This is a genomic window from Caldisericia bacterium (genome assembly GCA_021158845.1).
Lineage (GTDB): Bacteria > Caldisericota > Caldisericia > B22-G15 > B22-G15 > B22-G15.
The window spans coordinates 1-4179 of sequence record JAGGSY010000042.1 but is presented as its reverse complement, the minus strand read 5'-3'; the positions used below and the strand labels follow the sequence as shown (position 1 = coordinate 4179).

3 protein-coding genes and 1 tRNA gene are annotated in these 4179 nt (G+C 37.2%); all 4 read right to left on the bottom strand.

The features are described from left to right. Nucleotides 1-26 precede the first annotated feature (26 nt). Nucleotides 27-120 (bottom strand) — tRNA-Ser (locus tag J7J33_01635). Between the two features lie 42 nt (nucleotides 121-162). Then, entirely contained in the window at nucleotides 163-1569 is a 1407-nt protein-coding gene (locus J7J33_01630; protein ID MCD6167993.1) for an MATE family efflux transporter, read from the bottom strand. A 41-nt stretch (nucleotides 1570-1610) separates the two neighbouring features. Next, nucleotides 1611-3851 carry a DEAD/DEAH box helicase gene (locus J7J33_01625; protein ID MCD6167992.1) on the bottom strand — a complete coding sequence of 747 codons (2241 nt, stop codon included), beginning with the start codon at nucleotides 3849-3851 and terminating at the stop codon, nucleotides 1611-1613. Beyond that, nucleotides 3833-4179 (bottom strand): hypothetical protein (locus tag J7J33_01620; GenBank protein MCD6167991.1); only part of this gene is annotated, 347 nt, incomplete at its 5' end. The genes J7J33_01620 and J7J33_01625, both read right to left, overlap by 19 nt.

Sequence of the window (4179 nt, the reverse complement as noted above, 5' to 3'; positions counted from 1 at the left end):
CTTTAATTTGTTGTTTGAATAAAATATGGCGGAGAGAGCGGGATTCGAACCCGCGAGGCGGGGTTTAGCCCGCCTACCCGCTTTCCAGGCGGGTGCCTTCGGCCACTCAGCCATCTCTCCGCTATCAATGAGTATATCTTATAGAAATGCCTATGTCAAGCGTTATAATCGTTGAGCAGTCTCCTCTATAACCTTCTTTTTCCACTCACCCCTTGCAAAGAGAATCAGTGCAAAAATTGCTGTAAATAGGTTACTTAAGGACATTGCTATCCACACACCTGACGATCCCATTCCAATAACAAACCCGAAGATATAACTTAGAGGGACTCTAAAAGCCCATAGTCTCACCATGGATATAACCATTGGAGGAACATTGTGTCCTGATGCGTGAAAGGCAGAGGATATTCCCCTTATTATTCCGAAAAGAGCTAAAGCTGGCGCAAATAAGAGGAGAAATCTTGCCCCTTCTTCAATTATAGAGAGTTCATTTGGTATGAATAGAGACATAAGTTGTCTTCTAAAAATGATTATGAATAGACTTTCAACAAGGAGAACTAAAAACAAAAGAAGAATTCCTCTTTTTGCCGCATAGTCTGCTCTATCGACCCTATCTGCTCCAAGGGATTGACCAATTATTGTTGTTAGTCCCTGACCAAGCCCATCCTCTGCTATGTATGATAAACTAAAGATTCTATCTCCAATGCCATACGCTGCCACTGCAACTTTTGCATTGGGAAGTCTACCAATTATTCCCATTAACACTACAAATCCAAATGCCTCAAAGGAATTGCCTATGGATGCAGGGAGACCGATTTTAAATATCTTCTTAAGCCAATCTATGTGGGGCTTAAGATAACTCAATTTTACTTTTATACCCTTTTTACCACCCATAAGGATATAGAGAGATATCAAACTGGCTACAAATCTTGAGAAGACTGTAGCAACTGCTGCTCCAACTATTCCCATTTTTGGAAATGGACCTACGCCAAAAATGAGTATGGGATCTAAAACTATGTTGAGAAGATTTGAGAATCCAATTACATACATTGGAGTTACAGTATCTCCATAAGCAGAAAGAATTGCTCTGAATATGGAAGAGATAAACATAAAAGGGAATCCCATAAAAATGACTTTAAGGTATGTTATTGCCACATCTGATAGTTCATGAACTGGAGTTATTATTGGCATGAATATTGGAACAAGAATGCTTCCAACAGCACCAAGAATTAAACCTGATATAAAACCGATTGAAAGAACCTGAGATGCTGAAAAGCTTGCCTTATCCTCTTTCTGTGCACCTGTGTATTGGGAAACAAGAGCTATTCCTGCCATGGCAAAGCCTGCAGCAAAAGAAATGAGAAACCATATTATGGGAAATGCAAGTTGAAGTCCGGCGACAGCATTACCGCTTTCCCCCTGTGGCAGATGACCAAGCCAGAAGGTGTCTGCAAGGTTATATACAGTCTCAAATATACCGGTGATCATAACTGGTCCACCAAGTTTAAACATTACAGGAATTAGAGAACCATTAAGTATTTCATCAAGAGATACCTTATTCCTTTTTCTCAAGCAAACCTCCTTCTTGTTTGGTTTGAAGACACCAGAAAGGATTATAACACAGAGAGTATCATTTCTAAAATTAAAATTGCAGATTTCTTGTCAAGGGGTTTGTTTCTATTACCACATTTTGGAGAGTATATACAGGATGGACACCCATCTTTACATGGGCACTTAGAAACAACCTCGTATCCATACTTAATTAGAGAGGAGAAGTTTTCATATCCCTTTTTTGAAAACCCTATTCCACCCGGATAACCATCGTATATAAATATTGTTGGTTTCATTGTATCTGGATGAATAGGATGCGATAGTCCTCCTATATCCTTTCTATCTGATATGGCTATAAGAGGAAAAACTCCTATTAATAAATGTTCAAGTGCATGAATACCTCCATGAAAATCAAACCCTTTCCTTACATTCTCCTCCTTTATCCTCTCAGGGATGATAAACCAGAGACTTTGAGTTTCAAACACTCTTTCAGGAAGACTGAGTGGAACTTCTCCTAAAAGGTTGTTTGTGAAATGTTGCCTTTTCTGATAACCAATTATTCTTGATGTAACCTCTACCTCTCCGAAGAAAATTTTTATATCGTGTTCTGTTTTTTCTTCGCGAACATTTTTTATATTTACACTGCTTATTTCAAGAGATTGTGTATAATAAGGAACCTCCCTGTGCTTTAATGTTATCTCCCTTGTGCTTAAATCAATGTTGGTTACAATAAATGACTCACCTTCATGATAATAGACTGCACCCGGATGAGCTTCTGAGAATGCCCTCCAGGAATCAAGAGTTTCTAAAAGATTTCCATCCTCTGTAATCAAACTAAACTCGTCTTCATCAAAGTTTCTTAGTGATACAAATCTATGGGGCATAGACTCTTCAGGTATAAATCTTCCCCTTGTCCCTTTTAACCTCCCATCCTCTTTCAATTTATTTACAATCTCATCTAATCTTGGTCCAAATACATTTCTATCCTTTTCTGTTATTGGAATTTCAAAGGATGCACACAGTATATGTTTCCTTAGGATTGTTTCATTTTCATCGTCTATAACGAGTCTCTCCACAGGTTTTTCAAGTATATCTTCTGGATGTTTAACTATGTATTCATTTAAAGGGTCCTTTTCTGCAACAAGTATTGTATAACCAGGCTTTCTTCTTCCAGCTCTTCCGCTCTCCTGAAGAAAAGAAGAAATAGTCCCCGGATAACCAGATATAACTGCCACATCAAGGTCTCCTATGTCTATTCCAAGTTCCAGGGCATTTGTGGATACAACAAGAAGAATTTCTCCTGTGGAAAGTTTTCTCTCTATCTCTCTTCTTGTTTCCTTTGAATATCCAGATCTATAGGGTGCTATTCTGTTTCTGTATTCTTCAGGTAGTCTGTTTAAAAGGTATCTATACATCAATTCAACACCTTTTCTTGACCTCATAAAACATATTCCTCTGAATCCATTTTTTACTATCTCTTCAAGTATCCAGAGTGTTTCTGTGTATGTGGACCTCTCCTCCACAGGTTTAATAAAGATGTAGGTTTTTTTCTGTCTCTCAGATTCATTGGCGATAACTATTTCTACATCCTCTCCTAACAATTTATGAAAAAATTCATCAGGATTTGAAACAGTCGCAGAGGAGAAGATGAAATTTACCTTCCTACCGTAAAAAGAGAAGACCCTTTTCATTCTCCTTATTAAGGATGAAACATTTGAACCAAAGATTCCACTGTAAAGGTGTGCTTCATCAAAAACTACAAATGATATACGAGATAGGAATAAATTCCAAGATGTGTGATATGGAAGAATAGAATAGTGTATCATCTCAGGGTTTGTAAGAATTACCTGAGAAGTTCTTCTTAAAACTCTTCTTCTGGGTATAGGTGTGTCACCATCATAGATACCAAATTTTATATTTTTTGAATACCTCTTCAGTTGTCTTTCCTGATCCCTTGTGAGAGCCTTTGTTGGATAGACATATATGGCTTTCTCTCCTCTCTCTAAAAACTCAATTATGGGAAGATGGAAGGAGAGAGTCTTACCAGATGCAGTTGGTGATACTATGGCAACATTTTTTCTCTCCTTTATGGTTTGATAGACTCTTTTCTGATATGGATACAATCTTTCAATACCGATGTTTAAAAGATTCTTCCTTAGATTCTCTGGAAGAAATGAAATATCAATCCACTTCCCTTTGGCAAATGGATAAGTAACAACACTAATAATGTTCTTTTTATAAGACTTAGAAGATTTTAATATTTGGAGTAGAGGAAGGAAACCCTCTATTTGCCCTTCACCCACTTCCAGAAAATTAAGGCAAACAAAGGAAGTACTATGGCTGATGCAGTCATCTGATAGAAGTTATTTAAAAATATCTTTGGGAGTTTGAGGTATGTTGGGAATAGAAATATCGCTAAGTATACTATTCCACTTATCCATATTGACAGTATGCCGCTTATAAAGAAATGGATTCTCTTTGATCTCAATAATGCATAGAGGAGTACAGATACAAATATAGCAACGATAAATCCAAGGAGAGAAGTTATAATGAGGAGTGGTTCACCAACAAGACCGAAGGTTAATTTTAATGGATTTTCCATCTTTTGGGATATAAAGTAAAATAGTATTT